The sequence below is a fragment of the uncultured Alcanivorax sp. genome (assembly GCF_947258575.1).
Classification (GTDB): Bacteria; Pseudomonadota; Gammaproteobacteria; order Pseudomonadales; family Alcanivoracaceae; genus Alcanivorax.
The window spans coordinates 82,958-107,398 of record NZ_CAMYIV010000009.1 but is presented as its reverse complement, the minus strand read 5'-3'; the positions used below and the strand labels follow the sequence as shown (position 1 = coordinate 107,398).

Annotated in this window: 25 protein-coding genes and 1 other RNA gene; 18 read left to right on the top strand and 8 right to left on the bottom strand. The window is 59.3% G+C overall.

Features of this window, described 5'->3' with window-relative positions:
* Positions 1–53 precede the first annotated feature (53 nt).
* Positions 54–1,298 carry an outer membrane protein transport protein gene (locus Q0Y02_RS09315; protein ID WP_297767178.1) on the top strand — a complete coding sequence of 415 codons (1,245 nt, stop codon included), beginning with the start codon at positions 54–56 and terminating at the stop codon, positions 1,296–1,298.
* Positions 1,299–1,494: 196 nt separating this feature from the next.
* Here the strand turns inward: Q0Y02_RS09315 and Q0Y02_RS09310 are convergent, their stop codons facing one another.
* The 4 genes from Q0Y02_RS09310 to Q0Y02_RS09295 all read right to left on the bottom strand — a co-directional run bounded on the left by Q0Y02_RS09310 (position 1,495) and on the right by Q0Y02_RS09295 (position 5,879).
* On the bottom strand, positions 1,495–2,217 hold the full coding sequence (locus Q0Y02_RS09310) for an SGNH/GDSL hydrolase family protein (RefSeq protein ID WP_297767176.1): 723 nt from the start codon (positions 2,215–2,217) through the stop codon (positions 1,495–1,497).
* A gap of 3 nt (positions 2,218–2,220) precedes the next feature.
* The gene (locus Q0Y02_RS09305; protein WP_297767174.1) at positions 2,221–3,846 is read right to left on the bottom strand and encodes an NAD(P)/FAD-dependent oxidoreductase; all 1,626 of its coding nucleotides are present in this window, start codon (positions 3,844–3,846) and stop codon (positions 2,221–2,223) included.
* Positions 3,843–4,454: a TetR/AcrR family transcriptional regulator gene (locus Q0Y02_RS09300; protein WP_297767172.1), complete on the bottom strand. Its 612-nt coding sequence runs from the start codon at positions 4,452–4,454 to the stop codon at positions 3,843–3,845. Before Q0Y02_RS09300 ends, Q0Y02_RS09305 begins: the two co-directional genes overlap by 4 nt.
* A 387-nt stretch (positions 4,455–4,841) precedes the next feature.
* A complete protein-coding gene (locus Q0Y02_RS09295; RefSeq protein WP_297767169.1) occupies positions 4,842–5,879 on the bottom strand; it encodes an aldo/keto reductase in 1,038 nt (345 codons plus the stop codon).
* 246 nt (positions 5,880–6,125) lie between these two features.
* Between Q0Y02_RS09295 and rplM the strand changes: the two genes are divergently transcribed.
* The 7 genes from rplM to Q0Y02_RS09260 all read left to right on the top strand — a co-directional run bounded on the left by rplM (position 6,126) and on the right by Q0Y02_RS09260 (position 10,829).
* Complete coding sequence (rplM, locus tag Q0Y02_RS09290; RefSeq protein WP_297767167.1) at positions 6,126–6,554, top strand: 50S ribosomal protein L13; 429 nt, start codon at positions 6,126–6,128, stop codon at positions 6,552–6,554.
* Positions 6,555–6,565: 11 nt separating this feature from the next.
* A complete protein-coding gene (gene rpsI / locus Q0Y02_RS09285; protein ID WP_062816707.1) occupies positions 6,566–6,961 on the top strand; it encodes a 30S ribosomal protein S9 in 396 nt (131 codons plus the stop codon).
* Between the two features lie 212 nt (positions 6,962–7,173).
* A complete protein-coding gene (gene petA, locus Q0Y02_RS09280) occupies positions 7,174–7,761 on the top strand; it encodes a ubiquinol-cytochrome c reductase iron-sulfur subunit (RefSeq protein WP_035248047.1) in 588 nt (195 codons plus the stop codon).
* 5 nt (positions 7,762–7,766) lie between these two features.
* Positions 7,767–9,041 (top strand): cytochrome bc complex cytochrome b subunit, encoded by a 1,275-nt coding sequence (locus Q0Y02_RS09275; protein WP_297767336.1) that lies wholly within the window; start codon positions 7,767–7,769, stop codon positions 9,039–9,041.
* Positions 9,041–9,697 carry a cytochrome c1 gene (locus tag Q0Y02_RS09270; protein WP_297767163.1) on the top strand — a complete coding sequence of 219 codons (657 nt, stop codon included), beginning with the start codon at positions 9,041–9,043 and terminating at the stop codon, positions 9,695–9,697. Before Q0Y02_RS09275 ends, Q0Y02_RS09270 begins: the two co-directional genes overlap by 1 nt.
* A gap of 92 nt (positions 9,698–9,789) precedes the next feature.
* Positions 9,790–10,428, top strand: coding sequence for a stringent starvation protein SspA (gene sspA / locus Q0Y02_RS09265; protein ID WP_035248043.1), 639 nt, complete (start codon positions 9,790–9,792; stop codon positions 10,426–10,428).
* Positions 10,429–10,430: 2 nt separating this feature from the next.
* A complete protein-coding gene (locus tag Q0Y02_RS09260) occupies positions 10,431–10,829 on the top strand; it encodes a ClpXP protease specificity-enhancing factor (RefSeq protein ID WP_297767160.1) in 399 nt (132 codons plus the stop codon).
* A gap of 168 nt (positions 10,830–10,997) precedes the next feature.
* Here Q0Y02_RS09260 and Q0Y02_RS09255 read toward each other — a convergent pair whose 3' ends face one another.
* Genes Q0Y02_RS09255 through Q0Y02_RS09240 form a run of 4 tightly spaced genes read right to left on the bottom strand, consistent with a single transcriptional unit; the run spans position 10,998 to position 14,439 of the window.
* A complete protein-coding gene (locus tag Q0Y02_RS09255) occupies positions 10,998–11,585 on the bottom strand; it encodes a BON domain-containing protein (protein ID WP_297767158.1) in 588 nt (195 codons plus the stop codon).
* The gene (locus Q0Y02_RS09250) at positions 11,586–12,173 is read right to left on the bottom strand and encodes a phosphoheptose isomerase (RefSeq protein ID WP_007150375.1); all 588 of its coding nucleotides are present in this window, start codon (positions 12,171–12,173) and stop codon (positions 11,586–11,588) included.
* 36 nt (positions 12,174–12,209) lie between these two features.
* On the bottom strand, positions 12,210–12,587 hold the full coding sequence (locus tag Q0Y02_RS09245; protein ID WP_297767156.1) for a YraN family protein: 378 nt from the start codon (positions 12,585–12,587) through the stop codon (positions 12,210–12,212).
* Positions 12,568–14,439 (bottom strand): penicillin-binding protein activator, encoded by a 1,872-nt coding sequence (locus Q0Y02_RS09240; RefSeq protein ID WP_297767154.1) that lies wholly within the window; start codon positions 14,437–14,439, stop codon positions 12,568–12,570. The genes Q0Y02_RS09245 and Q0Y02_RS09240 overlap by 20 nt, the downstream gene beginning before the upstream one ends.
* An 81-nt stretch (positions 14,440–14,520) precedes the next feature.
* Between Q0Y02_RS09240 and rsmI the strand changes: the two genes are divergently transcribed.
* From rsmI to mraY, 10 genes are all read left to right on the top strand, one after another.
* Positions 14,521–15,345 (top strand): 16S rRNA (cytidine(1402)-2'-O)-methyltransferase, encoded by an 825-nt coding sequence (gene rsmI, locus Q0Y02_RS09235; RefSeq protein ID WP_297767152.1) that lies wholly within the window; start codon positions 14,521–14,523, stop codon positions 15,343–15,345.
* Positions 15,346–15,499: 154 nt separating this feature from the next.
* An RNA gene (gene rnpB / locus Q0Y02_RS09230) (RNase P RNA component class A) lies at positions 15,500–15,865 on the top strand.
* A 165-nt stretch (positions 15,866–16,030) separates the two neighbouring features.
* Complete coding sequence (locus Q0Y02_RS09225; protein WP_297767150.1) at positions 16,031–16,843, top strand: MBL fold metallo-hydrolase; 813 nt, start codon at positions 16,031–16,033, stop codon at positions 16,841–16,843.
* Between the two features lie 320 nt (positions 16,844–17,163).
* Entirely contained in the window at positions 17,164–17,604 is a 441-nt protein-coding gene (gene mraZ / locus Q0Y02_RS09220; protein ID WP_035248027.1) for a division/cell wall cluster transcriptional repressor MraZ, read from the top strand.
* Complete coding sequence (rsmH, locus tag Q0Y02_RS09215) at positions 17,604–18,542, top strand: 16S rRNA (cytosine(1402)-N(4))-methyltransferase RsmH (RefSeq protein WP_297767147.1); 939 nt, start codon at positions 17,604–17,606, stop codon at positions 18,540–18,542. The genes mraZ and rsmH overlap by 1 nt, the downstream gene beginning before the upstream one ends.
* Positions 18,542–18,808 carry a cell division protein FtsL gene (gene ftsL / locus Q0Y02_RS09210; protein WP_297767145.1) on the top strand — a complete coding sequence of 89 codons (267 nt, stop codon included), beginning with the start codon at positions 18,542–18,544 and terminating at the stop codon, positions 18,806–18,808. The genes rsmH and ftsL overlap by 1 nt, the downstream gene beginning before the upstream one ends.
* Positions 18,805–20,526: a penicillin-binding transpeptidase domain-containing protein gene (locus tag Q0Y02_RS09205; RefSeq protein ID WP_297767143.1), complete on the top strand. Its 1,722-nt coding sequence runs from the start codon at positions 18,805–18,807 to the stop codon at positions 20,524–20,526. Before ftsL ends, Q0Y02_RS09205 begins: the two co-directional genes overlap by 4 nt.
* Positions 20,523–21,995 carry a UDP-N-acetylmuramoyl-L-alanyl-D-glutamate--2,6-diaminopimelate ligase gene (locus Q0Y02_RS09200; RefSeq protein ID WP_297767141.1) on the top strand — a complete coding sequence of 491 codons (1,473 nt, stop codon included), beginning with the start codon at positions 20,523–20,525 and terminating at the stop codon, positions 21,993–21,995. The genes Q0Y02_RS09205 and Q0Y02_RS09200 overlap by 4 nt, the downstream gene beginning before the upstream one ends.
* Entirely contained in the window at positions 21,992–23,350 is a 1,359-nt protein-coding gene (murF, locus tag Q0Y02_RS09195; protein WP_297767139.1) for a UDP-N-acetylmuramoyl-tripeptide--D-alanyl-D-alanine ligase, read from the top strand. Before Q0Y02_RS09200 ends, murF begins: the two co-directional genes overlap by 4 nt.
* A complete protein-coding gene (mraY, locus tag Q0Y02_RS09190; RefSeq protein WP_035248018.1) occupies positions 23,350–24,432 on the top strand; it encodes a phospho-N-acetylmuramoyl-pentapeptide-transferase in 1,083 nt (360 codons plus the stop codon). The genes murF and mraY overlap by 1 nt, the downstream gene beginning before the upstream one ends.
* Positions 24,433–24,441 lie beyond the last annotated feature (9 nt).

The following is a 24,441-nucleotide window of genomic DNA, read 5'->3' as shown; positions in this document are numbered from 1 at the left end:
GTTCTTTTAATCATTTCGACAGCACTACTTTGCGAGGAAGAGGGAGAGAAATCATGAAAAAAACAGGTGCCGTTCTTGTCGGTTCCGCATTGAGCCTGGTTGCCGGGCACGCGGCGGCAAGTGGCTTTTCCGTGTCTTATCAATCCGTGTCCGCTCTGGGTACCGCCTATGCCGGTGCCGGTGTGCTGAGCGAGAACGCCTCTAACCAATGGTACAACCCGGCTACCCTGGCAGGGCTGAAACAGGCAGAGCTTTCTGCTGCGGTTCATCAGGTGTGGGTCGATACCACTTTCAAAGGTGATGCCTCCACAACGCCTTTCGGTAATGCACCGGGAGATTTTGATGATGTGGAACCGTTTGTGGGCAGCGCATTCCTCGCTGTACCAGTGAGCGACATGATGACATTTGGTCTGGCGGTGAATGCCCCCTTTGGTACCAAGATCGAGTACGAAGATAACTGGGGTAATGCCATCAGTCCCCTGGGTACTGGCAGTGGTGATTTTTACGCAACCGAGTCGGATCTGAAGACCTACAACGTGAACCCGTCACTGGGTTTTCAGTTGACCGATAATCTGAATGTGGGTGTAGGTGTTAGCTATCAGCGTCTGGATGCGGACATTCGCAATGCTGGCACGCGTCTGGAAGGTGACGATGATGGTTATGGCTGGAACTTGGGGCTGACTTACAGTCCGGATGACAATAACCATTTTGGCGTGGCTTATCGCTCCAAGATCGAGTACGACGTGGAAGGCGATATTACCTTCAACCCGGTAGTTGCTGGCCCGCTTGCAGGAACCTATGAAGGTGAAACTTCCGTAGACCTGCCAGCTTCCCTGCAGCTTTCCTATGCAGGTGATCTGTCTGATCGCACCCAAATCCTGATGGGTGTTGAATGGATGGAATGGAGCAGCCTGGACAAGCTGGAAATTGACCACGCCGGGCCTGCACCTCTACCGAATCCGGCAGTAGAAAGCTTCGATTGGGAAAATACCGTGCGTTACTCCCTTGGTGTTCGTCACGCCATGAATGAGACCACGGTGTTGCGTGCCGGTGTTGCACAAGAAGAGGCTACGCAGAGTACCGATAACCGTTCGGCGATCTCTCCGGATTCAGACCGCGTTTGGGTGACTCTTGGTGCTGGCTTCACTCCGGTGGAGAATATGACCATCGACGTGGGTTATGCGCATATCTTTGTGGAAGATGCGGATATCAACCGTGTGGACAAAGGTGTACCGCTGAAAGGTACCTACGAACTGGATGCGGATGTAATTGGCGCGCAGCTCAGCTACCGCTTCTGATCCCTTGCCGCGTTCCAACAAAAAAGGCCCTGCTAGCAGGGCCTTTTTTTATGTTCGCTATGCGCCCGCAAGCGCCAGCCAAACCTTTCCGGCAATGTAGGGTGGATTAGCCTAAGCGTAATCCACCATGTTTGAATTCCGTGCCGTCGCTGCCGAAAGGTGGATTACGCCTTAGGCTAATTCACCCTACGCCACCCTACGTTTCTTTCCATGTCAGCAGTTTTGCGGCAATGGCCGGTGCCAGCGCGGTAGCCATGGCCTGATACCCCTTGATGCCGGGGTGGTAGCCGTCTTCGGCCAGCAGGGCCGGGTCGTTCATTGGCGGATAGCTCAGATAGATAAAGTCATCGGGACGATCCCGGGCCAGTTGCTGCTGGATGGCATCCAGTTGTCTGGCCCGCCAGCCCAGCAGCTGGCGCAGGGGGGAGGGCAGGGCGGTAAAGCGGTGCATGGGGGGCACGCTGAGCAGGTAGAGCGGCTTTGGCAGTCCACCAGCGAGTATCAGCAGTTGCTCGCGGTAACGTCGTCTGGATGTCAGGCCGGTGGTGTCATTGACGCCCATGCTGAGCAGAGCGGCATCCACCGCCGGCAGCTCGGCGGTTTTCAGGTGATCAAGCAGACCGCTCAAACGGATGCCGTTAATGCCATGGCTGTGCCAGCCAATGGTGTGCCGGCTTTGCTGCTGTAACTGCCGGGCCAGTTGGCTGGCCAGGCCATCTTGATGATGCGCCACGCCTACCCCGGCCGCGGTGGATTCGCCAATCACCAGCAACCGTAGTGCCGGCTCGCCGTCACCGTACTGGCCGTGCGGCTCACCGCCGGCCTCTGGCAGGCGCGGGGTGGTGCGGCGGGTCTGTTTTCCCTGCCACACCAGTAGCGGTGCGAGCAGGGTGACACTGAGCCAGAAGGGCAGGTGCATGCATTACCCCACAAACATTTTCTTGGCCAGCGGCAGGCCTTTCAGGCCGCTCACGGCAACGGTGGTGAGCAGGCCGCCGATCATGGCGCCGACCACGCCGCAGGTCATGATGTCCTGGCCGGTCAGGTACAGGCCGGGCAGGCGGGTCTTCGGTTTCAGCCAGTCCTGCTCGAACCGTTGTGGCGTGTGATCCAGCCCGTAGATCTCGCCGCTGCTGTAGCGGCAGAAATAGTCCGTGGATAACGGCGTGGACAGTTCGTAGTAATCCACCTTGCCGCGCAGATGGGGCATTTTTTCATAGAGCTTTTCCAGCAGACGCTGGGCATAGGCTTCCTTCTTTACCTCGTACTCCTCCCCGCGTTTGCCCCAAGGCTTGTCTGCCCAGTCCTGATACCACTCGAACGGCCCCGGTGCCACGATCTCGATGGTGGCCCGGCCCGGGTAGCGCGCCGCGAAGCTGGGGTCCTTGGCGGAGGGAAAGGAAATATAGGTGAGCGGAATATCGTGGCTGTCCGGGGCGGCGAGAAAATTCTCAACCTGACCGCGGTAATCCGCGCCCGGGTAAATCCAGAAGTTGGTTTTCGGTAGCGCCAGGTTCTCCGCCGTGTCCTGCAGGCCGATATACAGACAGACGCTGGCCATGGAGCGTTGCACCTGGCCCAGTTTGTTCTGGTAGAACGCCTTGTGGGGCGCGTGATCCGGCAGTAGTGGGCCGAAGGTATTGAAGACCCCGGCGTTGCTGATTACGTCGGGGGCGTGGATGGCGTGGCCGTCGGCCATGCGCACGCCCACTGCCTTGCCGTTTTCGACCAGGATCTCTTTCACGTCCGCATAGGTGAAGACTTCGCCACCGCCTTGCTGGATCACCGGAATAATGGTCTTGGCCATTTCCGAGGCGCCGCCCACCGGGTAATAGCCGCCGTAGAGGTAGTGCCGGGCAATCAGGGCGTGGATGATAAAGCTGGAATCATCGGGCACCAGGCCGTTGTCGCCCCACTGGCCGGTGAGGGCGGCGATCAGTTCCTGGTTGCCGGTCAGGGTTTCCAGGACGTCCCGGGTGGTGCGGTTGAGAAAGTCGGGGGCCTTGCGGCGGGCCAGATACCGGAACGGGCCGGCCAGCAGGTTTGGCAGTACCTTGGCCAGGGTGACCCCGGGCATGGCCTTGGCCACCTGGGAGAGATAATCCAGATAGCTGTCGATGGCCTGCTCTTCGCCGGGAAACTGGCTTTTCAGTTCCTTGGCAAAGGCCTCGGGCCCGGCGACCAGATCGATCTGGCGATCGCCGATGAACAGGCGGTCGTAGTGATCGTCCATGGCCGCCCATTGCAGTTTGCTGTCGGTGACGTAATCGAACAGGCGGCGGGCCAGGGTGTGTTTGGCGCCCATGTCGCCGATGTAATGCACGCCCACATCCCATTCGTAGCCGTTGCGGTCATAGCTGTGGGTAAAGCCGCCGGCGGTATAGTGCTGTTCCAGCACGACAACTTTCTTGCCCAGTTTGCTCAGGCAGGCGGCGGTGGTCAGGCCGCCGATACCGGAGCCGATGACGATGGCGTCATAGGGGCCGTCCAGCCGGTTGGCCCGGTAACGTCGGCCAACGCGGATTGTGCTCGGTGTGGGGTTGCTCATGGGGTGGGCTCCTTGCTGGAACGTTCAATGCTGCCATCCAGCAGCAGGGCGGTGATGCCTGCTGCCAATTGCGGTTCGGTGTCAGGGCCGGGCAGGTGGCCGTCGATGGTCAGTTGCGACAGCCCGTGCACCAGGGACCAGGCGGCGGCGGTAAGCAGGGCCAGGGGGGCGGCTTTCAGGTAACCGCGTTGCTGACCGTTTGCCACGGTGTCTTCCAGTACCTGGAATGCCGCTAGCCCGGCCTGATCCAGTCGCGGGTGAGCGCCGCGCGGCAACACTCGCCCGCCGAACATGAGTCGGTAGAGGTTAGGTTCCTCCCGGGCGAAGGCCACGTAGGCCAGGCCGATGCCGATCAGGGCGCTGCGGCTGTCTTGCTGGTCCACGGCCAGCAAATGCTGACGCAGGGTCTGGAAACCGCTGATCGCCAGTTCGGCCAGCAGGCTTTCCCGGTCGGCATAGTGGCGATACAGCGCCGGCGTGCTGACGCCGATCTGCCTGGCCAGGGCGCGCAGGCTGATAGCGCTGTCGCCCTGCTCACGAACAATGGCCAGGGCTTGCTCGTGGGCTTGCTGGTAAAGGTCGCCGTGGTGGTAAGCCGTGCGTGCCATGGTTTCTCATTTGCCAAAGTTAACGCCGTTAACATTGCATGAGACAGACTGTATCGTCAACGGTTCTATGCGGGTCGCTTGGTAGCTCCGGAGCTGCTGTAGGAACGGAGCGTAGCGGAGTAACGCACGTATTTCCGTGCGGCCCGAAGGGTGAGCGAAGCGAATAACACTTTTTGAGGCGCGAACCACGCGCTAGCGTGGAAATCGCCCGCAGGACGATCAGGGATGTCAGCGCTCGACAGGTTTCAGGAAGAACAGGGTTTTTGAAAGCGCTGTCGCCTCGCTGCGCTTGGTTCGTCCCCAGGATGGGAACTCCTACAGTCGAGGGTAAGGCCTTCAGGTGTGACGCACCGCGCCCGGGCATTGGGCGCGGCGGCTTGCCTGATATCAGGGGGCCGGGTAGGGGAAGCGGGCGTGGATAGCCTCCAGGGCTTTTTCCAGGTCCCGGTCCCAGGGCAGGTCCACGCTCTTCAGGTTTTCCTCCAGCTGAGACAGGCTGGTGGCGCCGATGATATTGCTGGCAACGAAGGGGCGGGTTGTTACGAACTGCAATGCCAGCTGGGTCGGGCTCAGGCCGCGTTCCTCTGCCAGCTGACAATAGGCCTCGGTGGCAGCGCTGGCCTGGTCGTTGGTGTAGCGGCTGAATTGTTTGACCTCTGTCAGCCGGGCACCTTTGGGCCATTGGTTGTTGCGGTATTTGCCGGTCAGCATGCCGAAGGCCAGGGGCGAGTAGGCGAGCAGGCTGACGGCTTCTCGATGCGCGATTTCTGCCAGACCCACTTCGAAACTGCGGTTGAGCAGGGAGTAGGGGTTCTGGATGCTGGCCGGCGGGGCCAGGCCAATCTTTTCGGCTTCACGCAGAAAGGTCATGGTGCCCCAGGGGGTTTCGTTGGAAAGACCCCAGTGGCGGATCTTGCCCGCCTCTACCAGTTCCTTGAGGGCGGCCACCGTTTCGCTGATGGCGATGCCGTCCTCGCCGTCACGATGCTTGTAGCCCAGCCGACCAAAGTAGTTGGTAGTGCGTTCCGGCCAGTGCAGCTGATAAAGGTCGATCACATCGGTCTGCAGGCGCTTGAGGCTGCCTTCTACGGCACTTTGCAGGCTGGGGCGGTCGAAACGCGGGCCGCCGCGTATATGCTTTACATAGTCGCCGGGGCCGGCGGCCTTGGTGGCCAGGACCACCTTGTTGCGGTTGCCGGTGCGGGCGAACCACTCGCCAATGATGGTTTCTGTGCGGAATGAGGTGTCCGGGCTGGCCGGCACCGCGTACATCTCCGCGGTATCAAAAAAATTGATGCCGTGATCCAGCGCCATGTCCATCTGGGCATGGCCTTCATCTGCAGTGTTCTGGCTTCCCCAGGTCATGGTACCCAGGCACAGGCTGCTGATGTTGAGGTCAGTGCGTCCAAGACGGCGGTATTCCATGGTGTACTCCTTGCAAAGGGGCCGGTAGGCACGGGTAGAATAGGCGCCAATCTCATCATGCTGCCCGTTGCGGCACAATGGTGGGAACTGACCTGCAGTCAGGCAGTAAACGACATGACAACAAAAGCCCCTGAACCGCTTGTGTTCTGTGGGGGGCTTGGGTAGAATTCGCGCTCTCTTGCCCGGCGGAACTGTCGCCGGCGGGTGTTTGCTACCCGTAACATATTGAATTTAGGGCAGAATTCCATGAAGACCTACAGCGCAAAACCGGAAAGCGTAAAGCGCGACTGGTATGTGGTAGACGCCTCCGGCAAAACGCTGGGTCGGTTGGCGACCGAAGTCGCCAGCCGTCTGCGCGGTAAACACAAGCCGGAGTTTACTCCACACGTCGATACCGGTGATTACATCGTCGTAGTCAATGCCGATAAAGTGGCCGTTACCGGTAACAAGGCAAATGACAAGATGTACTACCGTCACACCGGTTACCCGGGTGGCCTGAAACAAGCCAACTTCTCCACTCTGCAGGCTGAAAAGCCTGAAATGATCATTGAGAAGGCGGTGAAGGGCATGTTGCCGCGTAACCCTCTGGGTCGCGCCATGTTCCGCAAACTGAAAGTTTACGCCGGTACTGAGCATCCTCACACCGCTCAGCAGCCGCAGCAGCTGGAAATTTAAGGGGTTTATTGATGGCAACTGTAGAAACCAACTACGGAACCGGTCGCCGCAAGACCTCTTCCGCTCGCGTTTTTCTGCGTCCGGGTAGTGGCAAGATTTCTGTTAATGGCCGCCCGCTGGATGTTTACTTTGGTCGTAAAACCAACCAGATGGTCGTTCGTCAGCCGCTGGAACTGATCGAAGTGAGCGACAAGTTTGACGTGCTGGTTACCGTAAGCGGTGGCGGCAACAACGGTCAGGCTGGCGCCATCCGTCACGGTATCACCCGTGCGCTGATGGAATACGACGGTGAGCTGCGTGGTCAGCTGCGTCGTGCCGGTTACGTAACCCGTGATGCGCGTGAAGTTGAGCGTAAAAAAGTGGGTCTGCGCAAGGCGCGTCGTCGTCCGCAGTTCTCCAAGCGTTAAGCTTTACAACAGCTGTTCACAAAAAAGCCCAGCAATGCTGGGCTTTTTTGTGTTCAAATCAGGCGTTTAGCGACTCTGGCCGGGGAATAACCGGTTGTCAGGTGTGGGCTTTTTCTTTACCATTTGCGCCGCCTTACTCCGCCCGGAGCGCGAGGTAGTACCTCGAGTCTCGGACTATTCCCGAGCGTGGGATCTAAGGGGAGAATAACTGAATGAGCAACGACGGCGTTAATACCAGCCGCCGCACCTTCTTGATCGGCTTGACCTCGGCTATTGGTGCCGCAGGTGCAGTTGGCGCGGCTGTTCCTTTTGTGAAATCCTGGCAACCCAGTGCCAAAGCCAAGAATGCCGGTGCGCCGGTAACGGTGGATATTGGCAAACTGGAGCCCGGTCAGCGTGTGGTTGAGGAATGGCGAGGCCAGCCCGTGTGGGTGGTGCGTCGTACCGACGATATGCTGCAAACCTTGCCTCAGCTGGAAAACAAGCTTAGTGACCCTGCGTCTGAAGCTGACCAGCAGCCTGCCTATGCGCAGAACGAGTGGCGCTCTATCAAGAAAGAGCTGCTGGTGCTGATTGGCACCTGTACCCATCTGGGGTGTTCGCCGTTGTATGAGGACGAGCCTACGGTGGAACTTGAGCACGGTGGTTTTTTCTGCCCCTGTCACGGTTCCAAGTTTGATCTGGCCGGTCGCGTCTACAAGGGCGTGCCCGCACCCACCAACCTGGTGGTGCCGCCGCACTCCTATCTGAGTGAAGGCGTCATCATTGTGGGTTCTGAAGAAGGGGAGACCGAGGCATGATGGGAATGGTGAATCGTGTTGTCGACTGGGTAGATGCCCGTCTGCCCGTGGTGGACGCTTACAAGCGCCACATGTCCGAATACTACGCCCCGAAGAACTTCAACTTCTGGTACTACTTCGGTGTGCTGTCCCTGGTGGTGCTGATCAACCAGCTGCTCACCGGTATCTGGCTGACCATGTTCTACTCCCCCAGCGAAGGTTTTGCGTCGGTGGAATACATCATGCGTGATGTGGAGTGGGGCTGGTTGATCCGTTACATGCACGCGGTAGGGGCGTCCGCCTTCTTCGCCGTGGTCTATATCCACATGTTCCGTGGTTTGATGTACGGCTCCTACAAGCCGCCGCGGGAACTGGTGTGGATCTTCGGTATGCTGATCTACCTGGCGCTGATGGCGGAAGGTTTCCTCGGCTATGTGCTGCCCTGGGGCAACATGTCCTACTGGGGCGCTCAGGTGATTATTTCTCTGGCTGGCGCCATTCCCTTTGATCTGCTGCCGTTTATCGATGCCGCAGAAGCGAAGGAAATCGGCGAGGGCCTGACTACCTGGGTGCGCGGTGACTATCTGCTGTCCACGGCGACGGTGAACAAGTTCTTCGCTCTGCACGTGGTGGCTATCCCCATCGTGTTGCTGGCTCTGGTGGTACTGCACATCCTGGCGCTCCACGAAGTGGGCTCCAACAACCCGGATGGCGTGGACATCAAGCAGAACAAGGACGAAAACGGTATCCCGGTAGATGGCATCCCGTTCCACCCCTACTACACCGTGAAGGACCTGCCCGGCGTGATCGTGTTCCTGATGATCTTTGCCGTGGTGATCTTCTTCTTCCCGGATGGCGGTGGCTACCTGCTGGAGAAGCCGAATTTTGAGCCGGCTAACCCGCTGAAAACGCCGGATCATATTGCTCCGGTATGGTATTACGGTCCTTACTACGCGATGTTGCGTGCCGCGACCCTGGATATCATCATGCCTGCCAAGGCCTGGGGCCTGGTGGCCATGGGTGGCGCTATCGTGATCCTGTTCGTGATCCCCTGGCTGGATCGCCACCCGGTTCGCTCCATCCGCTATCGTGGCTGGTTGAGTAAGCTGTTCATGACGATCTTCGTGTTGGACTTCCTGATGCTGGGTTATTTTGGTACTCAGCCGGCGACTCCTGCTAAGACCATGATGGCTCAGTTCGGTACGATCTATTACTTCAGCTACTTCCTGTTGATCATGCCGTTTGTCCACAAATTCGAAAAATCCAAGCCGGTTCCGGAACGGGTAACGGGGGGTCACTGATGAAGAAATTAGCGGTCGTTCTTTTCAGCTGCCTGCCGTTGGTCGCCTTCGCGGCCGGTGGTGGCAAGAGTGAGTATGAAGTGCCGGCACCGGTCAACCTGCAGGACAAGGTGAGCCTGCAGAATGGTGCCAAGCTGTTTGTAAACTACTGCATGGGCTGTCATGGTCTGCAGTATCAGCGCTACAGCCGACTGGCTGAAGATCTGGAGATTCCGGAAGAGCTGGTGCAGGAAAAGCTGAATTTCACCACCGACAAGGTGGGTGATCAGATGCGTACTGCCATGGCTTCGGAAGATGCCAAGGCCTGGTTCGGCAATGCACCGCCGGATCTCACCATGGTGACCCGTTATCGTTCAGAGGATTGGGTGTATTCCTACCTGATCAACTTCTACGAAGACGAATCTCGTCCCTTCGGTTACAACAACCGGGTGTTCGAGAACGTGGGCATGCCTCATGTGATGGCAAGCCTGGAAGAAGAGCTGAGCGAAGACGAGTTCAAGCAGGAAATGGGTGATCTGACCAATTTCCTGGCTTACACCGCGGAGCCGGTTCGTCCCTTGCGTGAGCGTCTGGGCGTGTATGTTCTGGTGTTCCTGGGCATTCTTCTTGTCCCGGCATACCTGCTCAAGAAGGAATACTGGAAAGACGTGCACTAACGATTAGTGCCCCTTTTCAGCGTTGAACAGGGTATCCGTGTAAGCGGTTACCCTGTTTCTGTTATAGCTATTTGTGCGGAGATGATTCGACCATGGGTGTGGTGACCAAGCGTTCTTCAATGACTTTCTTTTCTTCCCCGGAAGATCATTACAGCCATCGCGTGCGTATCGTGCTGGCGGAAAAAGGGGTCACAGTCGATATCGTTGATGTGGACAATAACAGCAAGCCGGAAGATCTGGCATCGCTGAACCCTTACAACGAAGTGCCTACCCTGGTAGACCGTGAACTGACCCTGTATCAGTCTACGGTCATCATGGAATATCTGGATGAGCGTTTCCCGCATCCGCCGTTGCTGCCCGTTTATCCGGTAGCTCGTGCCCACAGCCGTTTGCTGATCCATCGGGTTGAGCGTGACTGGTGTGGCCATGTTGATGCGATTCTGGCCGGTGAAGAAAAAGAAGCCAGCTTGAACAAGCGTCGCAAGGAGCTGCGTGAAGCGATTATTGCCACCGCGCCGATCTTCAGCGAGCTGCCGTACTTCATGAGCGAAGAGTTCACCCTGGTGGACTGTGTGGTGGGCCCGATTTTGTGGCGGTTGCCTGCCCTGGGTATCGAGCTGCCGGCGAAGCAGGTCAAGCCGCTGCTGGATTATGCCGAGCGTCTGTTCGACCGTGATGCCTTCCAGGCCAGCCTGACCGATGCCGAGCGCGAACTGCGCAACCCGCTGTAATCATGTCTGATATGTCCCCCAATCGCCCGTATCTGATACGGGCGATCCACGAGTGGATCTGTGATAACGGCCTGACCACCCACCTGGCGGTGAATACCTCCTATCCCGGTGTGGAAGTGCCCCAGGACTTTGTTCAGGACGGTCAGATCGTCCTCAATATTGCGCCGCGGGCAGTGACGCAGTTTATTGCCGGGAATGACGAGATTACCTTCTCTGCTCGTTTCGGCGGCATGCCCATGACCATCCGGGTGCCGGTGAACGCGGTGGTAGCGGTTTTTGCCCGTGAAAACGGCCAGGGTATGGCCTTCGATCCGGCAGAGACGCCTCCCGAGCCGACGCCCCCGGAACCGGAAAAGGACGACAGCAAGGGAAAGGTCAGCCACTTGAAGGTGGTTAAATAAAAAAACCGGCGAAAGCCGGTTTTTTTTAGCTACGCGCTAGAAGCTAGAAGCTAGAAAAACCGCACCCTTTGGGCGCGGTTTTTTGTTTTGGGCGGGGTAGCGCGGGCTCGGCGTTCCGATTGGGGAGGGCCTTTCTTCGAGTTGCAGCTTGTCGCTTGCAGCTGCTCTTTAGTCGATATACTCAATAATCTTTACGATCTTCTGCACGCCGTAGACTTTCTGCACCTGTTCGACGACCGCATCGGCCTCTGCGCGAGTCAGCAGGCCCATCAGGTAGACCACACCGTTTTCTGTCACCACCTTGGTGCGCCAGCCGGGGGCTTCGCCGTTGATCAGCAGGCGGCTTTTCACCTTGCTGGTCAACCAGGTGTCATTGGTGCGTGCCAGAAAGGAATTGGACCCCACTACCTGCAGTTCGTTGTGCACATGGCGAACATGGCGGACCTTCTCGGCAATATTTCCGGCCTGGGTCTTCAGGTCTTCGTTGGCTACCTGGCCGGCAAGCAGGACGTTGCCGTTGTAGCTCACCGCCACAATGCGTGACTCGTCCAGCTCGGCACTGGCCCGGGCCAGATTCACGGCGACCTTGCGTTCAATATTGCCGTCCTCGACAAAGGCGCCGAAGGTGCGTTTGCCGTGATTCTGGTCGACGGGATCATCGGACATGCCCTTGGACAGGGAGACACAACCGGTGCTGGTAACCAGCATCAAAAACAGAGTCAGAATGCTGCTCAAGCGGGTGAAGCGTGCGGCCATTTACTGGCCTCCAAACAGTTGCTGATCGATGTAATCGCACAGGGAGTGAATCACCAGCAGGTGAACTTCCTGAATACGAGCAGTGGAGGTAGCTGGCACCCGGATCTCGATGTCGTTGGGGCCATACAGGTTGACCATCTCGCCGCCTTCCTTGCCGGTCATGGCGACAACACGCATTTCCCGGTCGTGAGCGGCCTGTATAGCCTGTATCACGTTGGCAGAGTTGCCGCTGGTGGAGATGGCCAGCAGGATATCGCCGCTGCCGCCCAGGGCGCGGACCTGCTTGGAAAAGATTTCGTTATAGCTGTAATCGTTGGCGATGGAGGTGAGTGTAGAGGAATCCGTGGTCAGCGCGATCGCGGGCAATGCCGGACGCTCCATCTCGAAGCGATTGAGCAACTCGGAAGAAAAGTGCTGGGCATCGCCGGCGGAGCCGCCGTTACCACAGGTGAGAATCTTGCCGCCGTTGAGCAGGCATTCCACCATGGCCTGACCGGCCGCTTCGATGACGGTGGGCAGGACTTCGCCGGCCTTGGCTTTGGTTTCGATGCTTTCGGCAAATAATTGCCGGATACGGTCCACGCTCATAATTACCTCATTGTTCTGCGCGTTCGATTATTTGGGCTATTCGCTGTAGAACGCGTTTTGTATCCACTGATAACGGACAGTGTCGTTGTTGTCCGGTTCCATTCCCAGTACATCAAAGCGGCAGGGGCGATCATGGTATTGCGGGTGGCGGGCCAGGTAATGCTGGGCCGCCAGGATCAGCCGGCGTTGCTTGTGGTGATCCACGGAAGCCAGTGCGCCACCATGACTGCGGTAGCTGCGCCAGCGCACTTCCGTAAACACCAGGGTGTCACCGTCCTGCATAATCAGGTCGATTTCACCTTGCCGGCAGCGGAAATTGCGGGCCACAACGTCTAGCCCCTGCTGCGTGAGCCAGTGTGCAGCCTGTTTTTCCGCTTCGCCACCGGAATTTTTGTTACTGCGCGGTAATTTCACTGGTTCGGTTGTTGTTTCCGGGTTCGGCTACCTTGGGCAGGGGGCGTGCCTCACCATTGATAAAGACGCCCCAGTTCAGTTCGCGAACGATGCGCTGCTGTTTCATGCTCAGGCGTCCGGTGACGCCAGGCAGTTCACTGGAGGGCAGGGTGCTTAGCAGGAAAACACGGCTTTGCAGACGATAGGCATCAATGCCCATGGCAAACAGCCGCTCATAGCGGCCATGGCCTTCGGGCCATTGCTCATTGCTCATTCGGCGCAGCTCGGAGTCTTCGTTGCTGAGCATCCATGGCATGTCCACAAAGCGCACCCCGTTCAGGTCCTGGTCGCGGCGCGGGTTGGATTCGCCGCTGTGAATCAGGGCGGTGGAGTAGACCGGCAGATCCTTGGCGTAGTGGAAATTCAGCGCCGGTTTGACCTGGCGTCCCTGGTCGGGATTGGCGAGCAGAAACAGGAAGCCCATGTCCTGGCGACGACGTGGCTGGATATCCATGTCCAGGCTGGTGAAGCGGCTCACTGCCTGGCCGCGGCTCTGGCTCTGCGCCACCAGCAGCAGTTCCTTGACGGTGTCACCCAGGGTGGGGCCTTCCTGGTAAGTCCGGGTGATGGTCACGGTGCCACCGAGGGATTGCCATTCTTGCGCAAATGCCTGGGCAACCCGTTCACCCCATTCCCCTTCCGGGTAGAGGATGCCGGCCTGGCTGGCGCCTTCGCGCGCACCCTGCAGAGCAATCTGGCGAGCTTCGTCTTCCGGGGCGAGGCCGAACTGGAAGAAGTTCTCAGGCAGCTCGCCCTGATCAATATAGTTCAATGCCAGGGTGGTAACAGGCAGGGTGCCCTGGCTGGCAATGGTGGCTGCCTTGTCCTTGGCCAGAGGCCCGAGGATGAAGTCGGCGCCGTCCTGAACGGCCTGCTGGTAGAGCGCGAGGATGTCGTCACCGCCGGAATCGTAGAAGCGCAATACCGGTGGGTTGCCATCCTGCTTATGCCGATAGTAGGCCGTCATGATGCCTTCCTGGAGTGCCTTGCCGGCATTTTTCAGTGGGCCGGTGGCAGGCAGCAGAATGGCAACCTTGCTGGGCCGCTCGCTGACAGCTTTTTCCAGGGCGTCGAGCATATCGGGGACGTCATCGATGGCCGGGTGGGTGCGCCACTGGGCGCTCCACTGATTCAGCCGGCTGACCTGGGCGTCGAGATCGGCGATCGGATCCCGGTAAAGCCGAGCCAGGGTGAGCCAGCCGCGCAAGTCACCACTGCTGTCTTCAATGGCATCAGCCAGTTCGGCATTGGACAGCTGCATCAGAAGCTGCCAGATCATGCCGTGGTTGTAGTCCTGATCTTTATCTTCCAGCAGGGGGTGGGTGGCAACCCGTTGTTGCAGGCTGCCGGTCAGATCACCCTTCATGGCCAGGGCATCGGCTTTAAGCAGATCCAGCCGTGCCTGTTGCTCGGCGGGATACTGAAGAATGTCATCCTCGTGGCGTTGCAGCAGGGCAAGCGCGTCGTCGGGTTGTTGGTCACCAAGCTGGGCGCGACCGCTGAGCAGCATCCAGGCAAACCGCTGTTCGTTGTCCAAGGCCTGAGGATTCAGATCGGCCAGTAACTGGCCGGCATCACCGGGGCGTTGCTGATCCAGATAATGTTCCGCCCACTGCAGTGCGGCACCGATGCGTGCATCGGTTTTCATGGTGGCAAGTTGACTGCGGGCCGCAGACAGTGCCGTGGGGGCGGCGCCAACCTTGGTAGCCGACGGCTGTTCATAAACCGTGGTGCGCGTAGGAGTTGTGGTAGAACAGCCGGCGATGACTGCGGCAGCAAGCAGGGCTGCCAAACGGGCCTTTCTGAATTCCATGGCGAGAGGTTCGTATTACCAGAATGAAGCCGCTATTGTAGGCGCTTCATTGGAGCCTCACCAGTTGAGTCGTGCACAGATATGAGTGGAACTTTGTATATTGTTAGTACACCGATCGGAAATCTGGATGACATCAGTCGTCGGGCGATAGCGGTACTGGGTGAGGTGGACTGGGTGGCGGCGGAGGATACCCGACACAGTCAGCGCATGCTGGAACAGCTGGGAATCCGCAGTCGGTTAATCAGTTGTCATGACCACAACGAAAGTGCGCGCAGCGAAGAGTTGGTGGCCCGTTTGCAGTCAGGTGAGCAGGGTGCCCTGATCAGTGATGCGGGAACCCCGCTGGTCAGTGATCCCGGTTATCGTCTGGTGCGCGCCTGCCACCAGGCCGGTGTACGGGTGGTGCCGATTCCCGGTGCGTCGGCACTGCTGGCAGCGTTGGCAGCGGCGGGCCAGCCGTCTGATCGTTTTCTTTTTGAGGGCTTCGTACCGGCCAAGGGAGCGCCTCGCCAACAGGCCATTGAGCGCCTGGCCAAGCTGTCAGTCACAAGTATTATCTACGAAGCCCCTCACCGGGTGCTTTCTTTCCTGGAAGCGCTGAAAGCGTCAGTTGAAAAAGATCGTGAAATCTCGTTGTGTCGTGAGCTGACCAAGCAATTTGAGACGATTCGCTTGGGCACCGTGGCTGATATTTGTGACTGGGTGGCATCGGATCGCAATCAGCAACGCGGTGAGCTGGTGCTGGTATTGTCACCCGCGGCACAAACCGCAGACTGGAGCGAGCAGGACCAGGCCCTGGCAAAATCCCTGCTGGCGGAACTGCCGGTATCCCGGGTGGCGAAGATCATGGCGGCCCACACCGGGCTGAAGCGGCAGGCGGTGTATGCGCTCCTTGAAGGCAGTTAACAGTTAACAGCTCGCGAGAGGACAGGAGAGAAGCGTCTGCAATGAAGGCCGCGCCCGGGGTTTGGGCGCGGCCTTCTGCGTTTAGGAGCAGAAAAACACGGCCCGCGAACTATTAACTGTTCACTGTTCACTGTTAACTGACTAGAATCGCCCCCGGACCGGTCAGACAGTCGCTGGCGGCGTAGCCGCTAGAGGAAAGTCCGGGCTCCACAGGGCAGGGTGCCAGGTAACGCCTGGGGGCCACACTGGGAACGGTGTGGCTACGGCTAGTGCCACAGAGAAGATACCGCCTGTTCCTTCCTCGTGTCGGAACCGGTAAGGGTGAAAAGGTGCGGTAAGAGCGCACCGCGCCGCTGGCAACAGTGGTGGCAGGGTAAACCCCACCCGGAGCAAGACCAAATAGGGATCCGTTGGCGTGGCCCGCGCTGGATCCGGGTAGGTTGCTAGAGGTTTGTGGCGACGCAAACCCGAGATGAATGACTGTCCACGACAGAACCCGGCTTATCGACCGGTCCACCTTTTCAGTACGAGATGCGAGTTGCGAGAAGTGAATCCCTGAACCGGGGTTTGCCTTTCGTGACTCGTCACTCTCACCTCGAAACGCTTCCTCTTTTTGATCTGAGTCATTATCCAGTGATGCGATGTTGTCAGAATTGCCGGGCTTACAACCTGGCAGGAATCCGACATGGCGCAGATCGATACCCTCTTTCTCGACAATAATCACGAAGTGCTGCGCTTTTCCGATCTGGTTGTCGGGGAAGGCGTGCAGGCCAACCAATTCTGCATTCGCCACGGGGACCGCGCTGCGCTGATCGATCCGGGTGGGGATCTGACTTACACCCCGCTGACCATTGCTCTGAGTCGCCGAATCAGTCTGGATGGTCTGGACTACATTCTGGCATCCCATCAGGACCCGGATATTATCGCGTCCCTGCCGCGCTGGCTGATGCACACTCGCAGCCAGGTGGTGGTCAGCCGGTTATGGTCCCGGTTTCTGCCTCATCTGGCTTCCTCCTTTGTGACTGGCAAAATGGGGGAGCAACTACAATCGCGTATCCAGGGAGTGGCCGACGAGGGCAAGGTGCTGGCGTTTGCAGATACCGAGATCTGGGTCTTGCCTGCGCATTTCCTGCACTCGGTGGGGAATTTCAGCTTCTACGATCCGCTCAGCGGCATCCTGTTTTCCGGCGATATTGGTGCGTCTCTGGGCGGCGAAGAAGGGCAGGTGGATAACTTTGCCGATCACCTGCAGAGCATGACAGGGTTTCATCGCCGTTATATGGCCAGCAACCGGGCCTGTCGGCTGTGGGTAGCCATGGTGCGCAAGCTGGGGCCACGCATGATCGTTCCCCAGCATGGTGGCTACTTTGCAGGGGAGCAGGTAGGGCACTTTCTTGACTGGTTGGCGGCGCTGGAGTGCGGCGTCGACCTGCTGGATAGTCAATCCTATCGCTTGCCCGTGTCCGAACAGGATTTAACCTTTAATAAGTGCATATAAAAAAAGTTAGTAATAACTAATCCGTCTAACACTTAAAGTGCTTTCTCACCTGCACGTTCCAGCGCTCTGATTCGTCTCGAAACTCCCTCCGTTCGTCTCTTCCTTCATTCCGTGTGACACAGCTAACAGGCTGATTTGTCTGGAAATTCTTTTACGTTTGCCTGGGTGCCGACGCTTGACTTGGTGTTCCCGGTGGCCATAGAGTGTCTCAATGTGGTGAAAAGTGGGAAAAAGTGGGAATTTCTTGGCGGCCGGTGTCGCGAAGTGGGGTAAACAGAACCCCCGGGAAGGAACCGAATAATCGAGCATGAGGACGGCCAGTGTTTACTGGAAGCACATCACTCAATCTGGATGCCAAGGGGCGGCTTACCATGCCGACCCGCTATCGCGCTTCGTTGAACGAAGCCTGCGGCGGCCAGCTTGTGCTTACCCGTCACCCTTATGACGAATGCCTCGCGCTTTACCCACGTGATGAATTCATGGAAACCGCCGGCAAGTTGTCCGCCCAGCGAGACTCCAGTCCCCAGGTGCGTCAGCTGAAGCGTCGCTTTCTCGGTCAGGCGGTGGAAATCGACATGGATAGCAATGGCAGGCTGCTGGTACCGCCGGAATTACGGGCAGCCATCGGCCTGGAAAAGCAGGCCATGTTGATCGGTCAGATGCACCGTTTTGAAATCTGGAAAGCAGAAAGCTGGTTGGAAGAGGACGGCACCCTGGACCCGGATGCATTGCCGGAAAGTGTGCAGGAGCTGTCTTTCTGATGACCGACAAGGGCGCGCAGTACGAACACCAGCCGGTGATGCTGGAAGAGGTACTGGATATGTGGTTCAGCCGTAGTGATGGCTTTTATGTGGATGGCACCTTCGGGCGAGGTGGCCACAGCCGTGCACTGCTGGAAAAACTGGACGCACAGGGTCGCCTTGCCGGTATCGATCGTGACCCCCAGGCCGTTGCCGCGGGTGAGCAGCTGGCGTCGGAAGATGGCCGTTTCCAGATCGTGGCAAGCCGCTTTGACTGCCTGCCTGATGTGGTCGACCAGGTGGGTCGCCCCATTGATGGCTTGTTGCTGGATCTGGGCGTGTCGTCGCCGCAGCTGGACGACGCGGGTCGTGGCTTCAGCTTTCTGCGTGATGGGCCGCTGGATATGCGCATGGACCCCACTCAGGGTGAAAGCGTTGCGCAGTGGCTGGCTCGGGCCGACGAGCAGGATATTGCCAATGTGCTGTATCGCTATGGCGATGAGCGCAAGTCGCGGCGGATTGCCCGGCGTATCTGTGAGGAGCGCAAGGAGCAGCCGATTACCCGCACCTTGCAGCTTGCCGATCTGATCGAGTCGGCCATCGGCCGCGGCGAGCCGGGCAAGCACCCGGCCACACGCAGTTTTCAGGCATTGCGAATACATATAAACGGGGAGCTGGATGCGCTGACCCAAGTGCTCGAACAGTCCCTGGAGACGCTCGCCATCGGCGGGCGTCTCGCCATTATCAGCTTCCATTCTCTGGAAGACCGGATCGTGAAGCTGTTTATTCGCGATCATTCCGGCCGGGCTCCCAAGGGGCGCGGTGGTTTGCCGTTGGGCGATGAAATGCCCCAGCGGCTGGAGCCGATTGGCAAGGCTATTCGTGCCGGCAAGGCCGAGCTGAAAGTGAATGTTCGCTCGCGCAGTGCGGTGTTGCGGGTAGCGGAGAAGGTGGCCTGATGAGCGCCCCCTGGCTGATCCGCACCCTGGTGATGCTGGTAGTGATCTCCGCTCTGGCGGTGAGTTACAGCGTTCATGAGGCCCGTCGACTCACCGACGAGAGCCAGAAATTACAGCAGCAGCAAACTCGACTGGAGAGCCAGTGGAGTCAGCTGCTGTTGGAGCACAGTACCTGGGGCAGTTATGCCCGGGTAGAGCGCCTGGCTCGCGAGAAGCTGGGCATGAAATTACCGAAAACCGATGAGAGAGTGCTGATCCGGCCATGAAACGCCAGGCTCGCAAGACACGGCAACCCAATCACCAGATGCGCTGGCGCTTTGTGCTGGGCTTCTGGCTGGTGTGTGCCTGTGTCCTGGTGGTGCGGGCGGTAGACCTGCAGGTGATCCAGCACGACTTTCTTGCTCATCAGGGCGATATCCGCAATCTGCGTGTGGAGCCCCTGGCTGCTCATCGGGGCGTGATTCGGGATCGTGATGGCCGTCCCCTGGCGGTCAGTACGCCGGTGGTTACCCTCTGGGCCAATCCCCGCGAAGCCCTGGAAAACCAGGAGCAATGGTCGCGCCTGGCCGGTAATTCTGTGATCAGCCAGCAGGATTTCGCCAGCAAGGTACGTCGTCACGAATCCCGTGAGTTTATCTATCTGGGGCGCGGTCTGGCGCCGGAAGCCGCCAAGGCGGTGCTGGATCTGAATGTTCCCGGCATTCATTCGCTGACCGAATACCGTCGTTACTATCCCGCCGGTGAAGTGACCAGCCATGTGGTGGGCTTTACCAATATTGACGATCAAGGCCAGGAAGGCGTTGAGCTGGACATGGAGTCACATCTGTCTGGCAAATCCGGTCGCAAGAAGGTGGTTCGTGATCTGCTGGGTCGGGTAATTCAGGATATTGAAGTGCTGGAGCCGGCCCAGCCCGGTGAAGACGTAACCCTGAGTATTGACCTGCGTCTGCAGTACCTGGCTTACCGGGAGCTGCTTGGCGCCGTGCAGCAATTCAAGGCCAAGGGCGGCAGTGCGGTGGTGCTGGATGTACGCACCGGCGAAGTGCTGGCCATGGTGAACCAGCCCGCCTACAACCCCAACAACCGTGGCAATCTGGATACCGGTGCCCTGCGCAACCGCGCGGTGACTGATCTGTTCGAGCCCGGTTCCACCATGAAGCCCTTTACCGTGGCGGCGGCCATGGAAATGGGCATGGTGACGCCGTCTACCACCATCAATACTCACCCCGGCACCTTGCGGGTGGGTAGCAAAACCATTCGTGACCATCGCGACTACGGAGTGATTGATATCACCACCGTGCTCACCAAGAGCTCCAACGTGGGCACCAGCAAGCTGGCGTTGGCCATGGAGCCGCTGGCGCTGCCGTCCTACCTGGAACGTTTCGGTTTTGGTCAGGCTACCGCCATTGATTTTCCCGGTGAAAGCAACGGTATGCTGCCATTGCGCAGCCACTGGCGTGAAGTGGAGCGGGCTGCGCTTTCCTATGGCTACGGTTTGAGTGTTTCCGCGGTGCAGCTGGCTCAGGCCTATGCGGTGATCGCCAATGACGGCGTCAAGGTGCCGCTGACCCTGAAAAAGGTGAAAGAAAAGCCCGCCGGTGAGCAGGTGCTCGGCAAGCCGGTTGCCCGGCAACTGGTACAGATGCTGGAAACCGTGGTTAGCCAGGTGGGCACGGCCAGCCGTGCCCAGGTGCCCGGTTACCAGGTGGCTGGCAAGACCGGCACGGTACACAAGGTGGTCTCCGGCGGTTATGCGGATGACAGCTATATCGGTCTGTTTGCCGGCCTGGCCCCGGCCACGGACCCGCGCATCGTCACGGTAGTGGTTATTGATGATCCACGCAGTGATGCCTACTACGGCGGTCTGGTAGCCGCGCCGGCCTTTTCCCGAATCATGGGCGGGGTGTTGCGGACCTTACATGTGCCACCGGACAGGCCCGAAGGGCTGCTGGCCGGCGGCCCGGATACGGAGGACCGCTCATGATGCGCCTCCAGCAACTGCTCCCCGAGCACAGCCTGCCTGCCCAAGTGGCAGGCCTTGCCATTTCTGGCTTGCAGCTCGACAGCCGCCGCCTGCAGCCGGGTGAAGTGTTTGTGGCGGTACCTGGCGTGGCCAGTGACGGCCGTCATTTCATCAGTCAGGCCATCAGTGCCGGTGCCGCCGTGGTGCTGGCGGATGCGGAGACCTTCTCCGTGGATCTGCAGCAGCCGGTGCCCTGCGTGAATCTGCCGGGGCTGGCGGGGCAGGTGGGTGATCTGGCCGCGCGCTGGTTCGGTGAGCCGGCCAATCGCCTGCGCATCACCGGTGTGACGGGCACCAACGGCAAGACCAGCATCACCTGGTTCCTGCGCGATGCATTGAATGCGTTGGGGCATCGCTGTGCCCTGGTGGGTACCCTGGGGCTGGGGCTGAAAGGCCAGGAGCAGACCACCGGTCATACCACCCCGGACCCGATTACCCTGCAGGCCGGATTGGCGACAGTGCGCGATGCCTGTGCCGATACCGTAGCCATGGAGATTTCCTCCCATGCCCTGGACCAGAATCGTCTGGGCGGCACCCTGGTCACCACCGCGGTATTCAGCAATCTGAGCCGGGATCATCTGGATTATCACGGCGACATGGAATCCTACCTGGCTGCCAAGGCCATGCTGTTTACTCGCGAAGGGGTTCAGCTGGCGGTGATCAACTGTGATGACCCGGCAGCCTCAACCCTGATTGCCTGTCTGCCCGACGGGGTTCGCTGTGTCACCTTCGGCAGCCAGCAGGGCGCCACCGTGCGCTGCCTGTCCCTGCAGTGCACCGCAGAGGGAATCCAGGCGGAGCTGTTCGTGGGCGGCACCGTGCTGCCGTTGAGCTTGCCTCTGTTTGGTCGCTTCAATCTCAGCAATGTGATGGCCGTGGCGGCCATCCTGCATGGTCAGGGCGTGGCCGCTGAGGCGCTGGGCGGGGCACTGGCCGCCATTACTCCCGTACCGGGGCGTATGGAACCGGTGCAGGCTGATGGCTGTCCGACGGTGATCGTGGATTATGCCCACACCCCGGATGGCCTGGAAAAAGCGCTGCAGGCGTGCCGGGATCATTTCGCCGGCCGTCTGTTCTGCGTGGTCGGCTGCGGCGGCGACCGGGATGAGGGCAAGCGCCCGCAGATGGCGGCGGTGGCGGAAAAGCTCGCCGATACCGTGGTGCTGACCAGCGATAACCCGCGCAGCGAAGACCCGCAAACCATTATTGATCAGATGCGCGCCGGTCTTGTCGGGGCGCAGGCGGTCCGCGAAAACGTGGATCGTGCCGAGGCCATTCAGGAAACCGTAAACAGTGCCCAGGCCGGCGACGTGATTCTGCTGGCCGGCAAGGGCCATGAGGACTACCAGGAAATCGACGGCGTGCGTTACCCCAGTGATGACAGAGAACTTGCCCGCCAGGCTCTGGCCGCCCGGGGAGGTGCCTCATGATGTGGTTGTCGCAGATCGCCCAGTGGACCGGTGGCACTCTGATCGGGGAAGACCACAAGGTCAGCGCCGTAGTGACCGATACCCGTGACATGGCGCCGGGCTGCCTGTTTGTGGCGCTCAAGGGCGAGCGTTTTGATGCCCATGATTTTCTTGCCCAGGCCGCTGAAGGTGGCGCCATCGCCGCCCTGGTGGATCGTGAGCAAAGTGACTTTGCCAGCGCGGTGCAGGTAGCTGATACCCGTCTGGGTCTGGGCCGTCTGGCCAGCGGTTATGCGGACCAGTTTACCGGCGAGCGCCTGGCGGTAACCGGCAATGCCGGCAAGACCACCGTCAAGGAAATGGCCGCCGCCATGCTGGGCGAGGGCACCCTGGCTACCCGTGGCAACTTCAACAATGACATCGGTGTGCCGCTGACGTTGCTGCGTCTGGCCGGCGAACACCGTTATGCGGTCATCGAACTGGGCGCCAATGCCCCCGGTGAAATCGCCTGGACCAGCTCCCTGGCCAAACCGAAGGTGGTGCTGGTGACCAATGTGACCGGTGCCCATCTGGAAGGGTTTGGTTCCATGCAGGGCATTGCCAACGCCAAGGCGGAAATCTTCGGCGGTTGTCAGCCCGGCGGGCAGGCGATCATCAACAACGATGACAGCTTTGCCGATTTCTTTGCCGCTGAGGCAGAAAAGGCCGGCCTTACCGTGATTCGTGTGGGCAGCCAGGCGCCGGCGGACTTGTATGCCGACAATATTCAGCTGCATCAGGAGCGGGTGGAATTTGTCCTTCAGCCGTTGGGCGAGACAGTGATCGTGCCACTGCCCGGCGCTCATCAGGTCAGCAATGCCTTGCTGGCCTGTGCCGCCGTGCGAGCTCTGGGTGTGAACCTGGGCCAGGTGCTGCCCCGTCTGGCGCAGCTCAAGCCGGTGCCCGGCCGCATGAATCTGCATGCGGTGGGGGATGGCGTGTTGGTGGATGACACCTACAACGCCAACCCGGGTTCAGTGCGTGTTGCCATCGACTGGCTGGCCGTTCAGCCGGCACCGCAGATGCTGGTGCTGGGAGCCATGGGCGAGCTGGGTCCGCAGGCAGAACAACTGGTTGAAGAGCTGGGTGGCTATGCCCGCCAGGCAGGCATCAGTGACCTGGTGGTGATGACCGGCGCCAGTGCTGCAGCCATAGGTTTTGGTGAAGGCGCCAAGACGGCCCAGAACGATCAGCAGGCGGCAACCTGGAGTGCCCCGGTTCTTCAAAAGGGTGGAACCGTGTTGGTGAAAGGTTCGCGTAGTGCCGGTATGGAAGCGGTGGTGCAGCGACTGACCATGGGCGCAGGCCCTCACAAATCGAAACAGGGGGCACTCTGATGTTGCTATGGCTGGCTGAGCTTCTGGCAGAATTTCACAGCGGTTTCCTGGTGGTGCAGTACATCACCCTGCGCGGCATTCTCAGCGTGTTGACGGCCCTGTTTATCGCCTTCTGGGTGGGCCCGATCATGATCCGCAAGCTGCAGGAAAAGCAGGTGGGTCAGGCCATTCGTGACGATGGCCCCAAGAGCCACCTGAGCAAGGCCGGCACCCCCACCATGGGCGGGGCGCTGATCCTGATTGCCATCGTTATTTCCACCCTGCTGTGGGCAGACCTGAGTAACCGCTTTATCTGGATCACCCTGGGTGTGCTGTTTGTGTTCGGTGCCGTGGGTTGGGTAGATGACTGGCGCAAGGTAGTGGAAAAGAATCCTCGCGGCCTGCCGGCCCGCTGGAAATACCTGTGGTTGTCCATCGGCGCTCTCGGTGCGGCCTTTGCCCTGTTCTTTACCGCTCAGAGCCCGGTGGAAACCCAGCTGATCGTGCCCTTCTTCAAGAATGTGGTCATCAACATGGGTTGGTTCTACATCGTGCTGACCTATTTCGTGATCAACGGCACCAGCAATGCGGTGAACCTGACCGATGGCCTGGATGGCCTGGCGATCATGCCGGCGGTATTGGTGGGCGGCGCCCTGGGTATCTTTGCCTATGCCGGTGGCCATGCGGAGTTTGCCCCTTACCTGCAGATTCCCTATGTGGCCGGTGCCGGCGAGCTGGTGATTATTTCTGCCGCCCTGTGTGGTGCCGGCCTCGGCTTCCTGTGGTTCAACGCTTACCCGGCACAGGTGTTCATGGGCGATGTGGGCGCGTTGGGCCTGGGCGCGGTGCTGGGTGTGATGGCGGTGATCGTCCGCCAGGAAATCGTACTGTTCATCATGGGCGGCGTGTTCGTGATGGAAACCGTTTCGGTGATGCTGCAGGTGGGCTCGTTCAAGCTCACCGGCCGCCGGGTCTTCCGCATGGCGCCGATTCATCACCACTTTGAACTGAAAGGATGGCCGGAGCCGAAGATCATTGTGCGCTTCTGGATCATCACCGTAATTCTGGTCCTGGTGGGTCTGGCGACCCTGAAAATCCGATAGGGGATTGAG

Excerpts from the sequence above, each read along its gene's own strand:
- Q0Y02_RS09315 (WP_297767178.1), top strand. The coding sequence starts at position 54 with ATGAAAAAAACAGGTGCCGTTCTTGTCGGTTCCGCATTGAGCCTGGTT.
- Q0Y02_RS09310 (WP_297767176.1), bottom strand. The coding sequence starts at position 2,217 with ATGCACCTGCCCTTCTGGCTCAGTGTCACCCTGCTCGCACCGCTACTG.
- Q0Y02_RS09305 (WP_297767174.1), bottom strand. The coding sequence starts at position 3,846 with ATGAGCAACCCCACACCGAGCACAATCCGCGTTGGCCGACGTTACCGG.
- Q0Y02_RS09300 (WP_297767172.1), bottom strand. The coding sequence starts at position 4,454 with ATGGCACGCACGGCTTACCACCACGGCGACCTTTACCAGCAAGCCCAC.
- Q0Y02_RS09295 (WP_297767169.1), bottom strand. The coding sequence starts at position 5,879 with ATGGAATACCGCCGTCTTGGACGCACTGACCTCAACATCAGCAGCCTG.
- rplM (WP_297767167.1), top strand. The coding sequence starts at position 6,126 with ATGAAGACCTACAGCGCAAAACCGGAAAGCGTAAAGCGCGACTGGTAT.
- rpsI (WP_062816707.1), top strand. The coding sequence starts at position 6,566 with ATGGCAACTGTAGAAACCAACTACGGAACCGGTCGCCGCAAGACCTCT.
- petA (WP_035248047.1), top strand. The coding sequence starts at position 7,174 with ATGAGCAACGACGGCGTTAATACCAGCCGCCGCACCTTCTTGATCGGC.
- Q0Y02_RS09275 (WP_297767336.1), top strand. The coding sequence starts at position 7,767 with ATGGTGAATCGTGTTGTCGACTGGGTAGATGCCCGTCTGCCCGTGGTG.
- Q0Y02_RS09270 (WP_297767163.1), top strand. The coding sequence starts at position 9,041 with ATGAAGAAATTAGCGGTCGTTCTTTTCAGCTGCCTGCCGTTGGTCGCC.
- sspA (WP_035248043.1), top strand. The coding sequence starts at position 9,790 with ATGGGTGTGGTGACCAAGCGTTCTTCAATGACTTTCTTTTCTTCCCCG.
- Q0Y02_RS09260 (WP_297767160.1), top strand. The coding sequence starts at position 10,431 with ATGTCTGATATGTCCCCCAATCGCCCGTATCTGATACGGGCGATCCAC.
- Q0Y02_RS09255 (WP_297767158.1), bottom strand. The coding sequence starts at position 11,585 with ATGGCCGCACGCTTCACCCGCTTGAGCAGCATTCTGACTCTGTTTTTG.
- Q0Y02_RS09250 (WP_007150375.1), bottom strand. The coding sequence starts at position 12,173 with ATGAGCGTGGACCGTATCCGGCAATTATTTGCCGAAAGCATCGAAACC.
- Q0Y02_RS09240 (WP_297767154.1), bottom strand. The coding sequence starts at position 14,439 with ATGGAATTCAGAAAGGCCCGTTTGGCAGCCCTGCTTGCTGCCGCAGTC.
- rsmI (WP_297767152.1), top strand. The coding sequence starts at position 14,521 with ATGAGTGGAACTTTGTATATTGTTAGTACACCGATCGGAAATCTGGAT.
- Q0Y02_RS09225 (WP_297767150.1), top strand. The coding sequence starts at position 16,031 with ATGGCGCAGATCGATACCCTCTTTCTCGACAATAATCACGAAGTGCTG.
- rsmH (WP_297767147.1), top strand. The coding sequence starts at position 17,604 with ATGACCGACAAGGGCGCGCAGTACGAACACCAGCCGGTGATGCTGGAA.
- ftsL (WP_297767145.1), top strand. The coding sequence starts at position 18,542 with ATGAGCGCCCCCTGGCTGATCCGCACCCTGGTGATGCTGGTAGTGATC.
- Q0Y02_RS09205 (WP_297767143.1), top strand. The coding sequence starts at position 18,805 with ATGAAACGCCAGGCTCGCAAGACACGGCAACCCAATCACCAGATGCGC.
- Q0Y02_RS09200 (WP_297767141.1), top strand. The coding sequence starts at position 20,523 with ATGATGCGCCTCCAGCAACTGCTCCCCGAGCACAGCCTGCCTGCCCAA.
- murF (WP_297767139.1), top strand. The coding sequence starts at position 21,992 with ATGATGTGGTTGTCGCAGATCGCCCAGTGGACCGGTGGCACTCTGATC.
- mraY (WP_035248018.1), top strand. The coding sequence starts at position 23,350 with ATGTTGCTATGGCTGGCTGAGCTTCTGGCAGAATTTCACAGCGGTTTC.